4 protein-coding genes and 1 tRNA gene are annotated in these 4789 nt (G+C 69.4%); 2 read left to right on the top strand and 3 right to left on the bottom strand.

The annotated features are described in order from the left end of the window. Positions 1 to 236: 236 nt before the first annotated feature. Positions 237 to 1610 (bottom strand): TAXI family TRAP transporter solute-binding subunit, encoded by a 1374-nt coding sequence (locus AC1D12_RS24980; RefSeq protein WP_477843571.1) that lies wholly within the window; start codon positions 1608 to 1610, stop codon positions 237 to 239. 79 nt (positions 1611 to 1689) lie between these two features. Here AC1D12_RS24980 and AC1D12_RS24985 point away from each other — a divergent pair, with 79 nt between their 5' ends. Together AC1D12_RS24985 and AC1D12_RS24990 are read left to right on the top strand one after the other, a co-directional pair. Further along, positions 1690 to 2370: a response regulator gene (locus AC1D12_RS24985; protein ID WP_477843573.1), complete on the top strand. Its 681-nt coding sequence runs from the start codon at positions 1690 to 1692 to the stop codon at positions 2368 to 2370. Further along, positions 2367 to 3743 carry an ATP-binding protein gene (locus AC1D12_RS24990; RefSeq protein WP_477843575.1) on the top strand — a complete coding sequence of 459 codons (1377 nt, stop codon included), beginning with the start codon at positions 2367 to 2369 and terminating at the stop codon, positions 3741 to 3743. The genes AC1D12_RS24985 and AC1D12_RS24990 overlap by 4 nt, the downstream gene beginning before the upstream one ends. Before the next feature lie 10 nt (positions 3744 to 3753). Here the strand turns inward: AC1D12_RS24990 and AC1D12_RS24995 are convergent. Both AC1D12_RS24995 and AC1D12_RS25000 read right to left on the bottom strand, forming a co-directional pair. Then, positions 3754 to 3844: transfer RNA gene (locus AC1D12_RS24995), tRNA-Ser, on the bottom strand. Between the two features lie 61 nt (positions 3845 to 3905). Continuing rightward, the gene (locus tag AC1D12_RS25000; RefSeq protein ID WP_477843577.1) at positions 3906 to 4787 is read right to left on the bottom strand and encodes an SPFH domain-containing protein; all 882 of its coding nucleotides are present in this window, start codon (positions 4785 to 4787) and stop codon (positions 3906 to 3908) included. Between the last annotated feature and the right edge of the window lie 2 nt (positions 4788 to 4789).

Here is a 4789-nt window from a genome sequence, read left to right on the forward strand (position 1 = left end):
AATCAGGACGGGTCGCCGGAGCTGGCTGGTTTCATGGCCCGCGCGCGTCAGCGCGCTTCGTGCACTGACTGTCGCCGACTGTTTGACCACAACGAGCGAAGCGAGTGGCGGGAGTTTCGGCGACGGGCCTTGAAACCAGCCAGCGGAGGGGAGTCATCGCCCCCCGGGGCGATGACCGACCCGGCCGGCGAGCCACACCCTGCCTACTCGCGCCTTTGCACGCAGGCGCCGATCCCTCAACCCGTCGGATCCTGCCCCGCCGCATCCAACCTCCGCCGCACCATGTTGATGTGGCTGCGCAGCGAATAAAGTTCGTCCGCATAGCTGAGCGGCACCGTCACGTTGCCTACCCTCGATTCGATCTTGTCCAGCTCCGAGCGCAACTCGTCATTCGGCCGCACGCCCTGCGCATCCTCCACCGCCCGCAGCTGCCCGTACCACCGGAAGATCCGCGAGCGGATGCGGAACTGGTACAGCGGCGGCACCACGCGCGACAGCGGGATCAGGATCGCGACGATCGACACCAGCACCACCCACATGCGGTCGATCAGGTTGGCCAGCCAGAACGGCAGGTAGCGCTGCAGCAGCGGCGAACCGCTGGTGTAGAAGCGCTGCGCCTCCGGCGCCAGCGGCCGCTCGGTGCCGCGCGCGTTCGGGAAATCGCCCTTGCGCTGGAACCAGCCCGCCGGTCCGTGGATCTTCGCCGCCGCCTGCACGAACAGCTGGATCAGCGCCGGATGCAGGTCCTCGCGCGCCACCAGCGTCGCCGTCGGCGCGATCAGCCGCACGTCGTTCGGCGGCACGTCGCCCGCCAGGTCGACCACGCCGCGCGGCAGCGTTACCGGCGTCAGGAAGGCGAAGCGCCGCGAATACGCATCGGCCTGTGCAAAGTCGAACAGCTTCACCCCCGGCGTCTGCAGCAGCATCTGCACCATCAGCGCCTCGGGCGCCGACGCGAACACGATCGCATCGATGTCGCCCGCCAGGAACTTCACGACCGCGTCGGTCTGCTCCTCGCGCGACACCGTCATCGACGCGGGGTCGATGCGGTTGGCATCGAGCAGCTTGCGCATCAGGTTCGGCGCGCCGCTGCCGCGCGCGCCGATGTCGACCTTCCAGCCCTGCAGCTGCGCCAGGCTGGTCAGCGGCACGCCCTTCAGCAGCCGCTGCGCCGACTCCTCGCGGTAGAACAGCCACACCGGCTCGAAGAACAGGCTGCCCAGCGAGTTCAGGTCTTCATCCGCCAGCGCATTGGCCTCGGCGTTCTTGCGCGATTCGCCGGCCCCGCCCTGCGTGAACGCGATGTCCACGCCCGAATTCGGGTCGCGCAGCAGCTTCAGGTTCTCGGCCGCGCCGTGGGTGGTGCGCAGTTCCACCTGGATGCCGTAGCCCTTCAGGTACTCTGCATAGCGCTTGCCGAACTCGGCATACGCCCCTTGCTCGACCCCGGTGGCCAGCACCACCTTGCGCGGTGGCGTCGGGTCGAGGAACCAGTAGGCGACCACCAGCAGGACGATGGTCAGGAAGATGAACGGGCCGGCGGTGGCCAGCACGTCGCGGAACGACAGCAGCGTGTTGCGAAGGACTTTGGGCATGAGTCGGCGTTTCATGGTGAGCCGGAACAATAGCGCCTGATTCGCCCGGCCGCGCTCGCGGTATGCTTTTTCTTGTGACTGACCTGGGCCCGTGATGCGACTGCTGCTGGTGGAAGACGACCCGATGATCGGCGAGAGCCTGCGCAACGCGCTGCGGCTCGAGGGCTTCGCCGTCGACTGGGTGCGCGATGCGGCGGCCGCCGACGGCACGCTGGCCAGCGAGCGCTTCGACCTGGTGCTGCTCGACCTGGGCCTGCCCGACGGCGACGGCCTGGCGCTGCTGGCGCGCCTGCGCCGCGAGCGCCTGCCGATGCCGGTGCTGATCCTGACGGCGCGCGACGCGCTCGAAGACCGCCTGGCCGGCCTCGACAGCGGCGCCGACGACTACCTGGTGAAACCGTTCGCGCTGGCCGAGCTGCTGTCGCGCGTGCGGGCGCTGGCGCGGCGCAGCTTCGGCCTGGTCAACGACACGATCGAGATCCGCCAGCTCGCGCTGCACGAGGCGACGATGCGCGTGACGGTCGACGAGCGGGCGGTCGAGCTGTCGCGCAGCGAGTTCGAGCTGCTGTGCCTGCTGATGAAGCGCGCCGACCGCGTGCTGACGCGCCGCGTGCTCGAAGAGCAGGTGCTGCCCGGCGGGCTCGACAACGAGAGCAACGTGCTCGACGTGCACATGTCCAACCTGCGCCGCAAGATCGGGCCGGGCTACATCCGCACGGTGCGTGGCGTCGGCTACGTGATCGACCGCGTCGCACCGGCCAAGGGCGGGGCATGACGCCCGCCGCATTGTGGAGGCGGCTGCGCAGCTCGCTGGTCAGCCGCCTGGTGCTGGCCCAGATGCTGACGGTGCTGCTGCTGTGGTCGGCGGCGATGGCCTATTTCGTGTGGGACACCGCGCGCTACGACGAGATCTTCGAGCCCGGCCACATGGGCCCGAGGGCCGACATGATCCTCGCGCTGGTCGACAGCCTGGCCGACCGGCCCGAGCAGCTGCAGGAGGTGCTGCGCAAGCTCGACGTGTTCCAGCGCCGCGAGAACCATGAAGAAGACGACCCGGCGTTGCGCATGTCGATGAACGTCTGGCTCGGCGACCGGCTGCTCTATGCCTCGCCCGGCTCGCCCGGCGTGGTGCCGGYGACGCAGCAGCGCCGGCTCGAGAAGCTGCTCATCGACGGCATGCCGTGGCGCACCTACACGCAGCAGTCGGCGCAGTCCGCAGCGCGCGTCACGTTGATCCGTTCGGGCCACGCGGTGTCGATCCTGTTCGCGATCGGCGAGCGCGGCATCCTGATCCTGCCGCTGCTGATCAGCCTGCCGTTCCTGGTGCTGCCGGCCTGGTGGTCGGTGCGGCTGGCGTTGCGGCCATGGCGCCGCTTCTCGCAGGAGATCGAGACGCGCAGCCCCGGCGACCTGGCGCCGCTGCGCTTCGGCAGCGCCTACCGCGAACTGCGGCCGGTGGCCGATGCGGTGAACACGCTGCTCGCGCGCGTGGCGGCGAGCCTGGCGCGCGAGCGCAGCTTCATCGCCGACGCGGCGCACGAGTTGCGCACGCCGCTGGCCGCGATGCGCATCAACATCGAGGCGCTGCAGGCGCACCGCGGCGATGCGCGCGATGCCGAGCTGCTCGACGGGCTGGTGCGCAGCGGCGAGCGGGCGAGCCGGCTGGTGGCACAGCTGCTGGGGCTGATGCGCAGCGACAGCGGGCGCACCCAGGCGGCGCGGCTGTCGCTCGACGAGCTGGTGCAGGACCGGCTGGCGGCGCTGTCGGGGCTGGCGACGGAGCGCGGCGTCGAGCTGGAGCTGGCGTGCGCCGAGCGCTGCGAGATCGAGGCCGAGCGCGAGGGGCTGACGTCGCTGGTCGACAACCTGGTCGAGAACGCGATCAAGTACTCGCCCGCCGGGTCGACCGTGTCGGTGCGGGTGGGGGGCGATGCGTCGCTGGTGGTGGAGGATGCCGGTCCGGGCATCGCGGCGGACTGGCGCGAGCGCGTGTTCGATCGCTTCTTCCGGGTGCCCGACCAGGCGCAACCGGGCAGCGGCCTGGGCCTGGCCATCGTCAAGTCGGTGGCCGATCGGCATGGCGCGACGGTTGAACTGGCCGATGGCCTCGAAGGTCGCGGCCTGCGGGTGACCGTGCGCTGGTCTTGAGATTGACAACTGGCGGAGAGAGCGGGATTCGAACCCGCGGGGGGCTATTAACCCCCACACGCTTTCCAGGCGTGCGACTTAAACCGCTCATCCATCTCTCCGGAGCCGGCGAGTTTAGCCTACCTCCGAGGGGGCTTCGGACCGGTCCCGCGGGAATTTCGCTCAGGGCTGGCCGGGTGCCTTCGCCTTCATCAGCGCCATCGCGGTGCCGATCAACCCGGCCACCTCGGTCATGTTCCCCGGCACGATCATCGTGTTGTTCTTCTGCGCCAGGTGCGCATAGGCATCCACCGCCTTCTCGGCCACCTTCAGCTGCACCGCCTGCTCGCCGCCCGGTTCGCGGATCGCCTCGGCGATCTTGCGGATCGCGCCGGCCGTGGCATCGGCCACCGCGGTGATCGCCGACGCCTCGCCCTGCGCCTTGTTGATCTCGGCCTGCCGCGCCCCTTCGGAGCGGGCGATCGAGGCCTCGCGCTCGCCGGTGGCGATGTTGATCTGTTCCTGCTTGCGGCCTTCGGAGGCCGCGATCAGCGCGCGCTTCTCGCGCTCGGCGGTGATCTGCGCCTGCATCGAGCGCAGGATCTCGGCCGGCGGCGTCAGGTCCTTGATCTCGTAGCGCAGCACCTTCACGCCCCAGTTGCCGGCCGCCTCGTCGAGCGCGCTCACCACAGCGCCGTTGATCGTGTCGCGCTCCTCGAAGGTCTTGTCCAGCTCCATCTTGCCGATCACCGAGCGCAGCAGCGTCTGCGCCAGCTGCGTGATCGCGAACACGTAGTTGCTCGAGCCGTAGCTCGCGCGCATCGGGTCGGTGATCTGGAAGTAGATGATCCCGTCCACCTGCAGCTGCGTGTTGTCCTTCGTGATGCAGACCTGGCTCGGCACGTCGAGCGGCACCTCCTTCAGCGAATGCTTGTAGGCCACCCGCTCAATGAACGGCACCACGAAGCTCAGGCCCGGCACCAGCGTGCGGTCGTACTTGCCCAGCCGCTCGACCACCCAGGCATGCTGCTGCGGCACGATCTTCAGCGTGCGCACGATGAAGATGC

The organism is Rhizobacter sp. P1_G5 (assembly GCF_056405435.1).

Coding starts and splice junctions, on each gene's coding strand:
- AC1D12_RS24980 (WP_477843571.1), bottom strand. CDS start 1,610: ATGAAACGCCGACTCATGCCCAAAGTCCTTCGCAACACGCTGCTGTCG.
- AC1D12_RS24985 (WP_477843573.1), top strand. CDS start 1,690: ATGCGACTGCTGCTGGTGGAAGACGACCCGATGATCGGCGAGAGCCTG.